The organism is Verminephrobacter aporrectodeae subsp. tuberculatae At4, from assembly GCF_000193225.1.
GTDB classification, from domain to species: Bacteria; Pseudomonadota; Gammaproteobacteria; order Burkholderiales; family Burkholderiaceae_C; genus Acidovorax; species Acidovorax aporrectodeae.
This window is the reverse complement of the sequence record NZ_AFAL01000002.1, coordinates 1-209: the sequence shown is the minus strand read 5'-3', so window position 1 is coordinate 209 and position 209 is coordinate 1. Positions and strand designations below refer to the sequence as shown.

Annotated in this window: 1 pseudogene; it reads right to left on the bottom strand. The window is 78.9% G+C overall.

Features of this window, described 5'->3' with window-relative positions:
* Positions 1 to 209 (bottom strand): annotated as a pseudogene (locus VTU_RS34545) (flagellar biosynthetic protein FliO); the annotation flags it as partial.

The window sequence follows — 209 nt, the reverse complement described above, 5'->3', positions numbered from 1 at the left end:
CGAACCACGGCCTGGCGGCGCACGGCGTATCGGCCTTCCCCCGCGAGGCGGCCAATGCCCACCAGCCACCGACCGGGGGGACCCCGGGCGGGCCCGGGAGCCGGGGCATCGGCGACGGCCACCGGGGACGCGGGCAGCACGTGCAGGCAGCTGAGCTGCTGCGCCGTGACGCCGAGCACCAGCCACGTGCGCGCGTGCTCGGGGCCCAC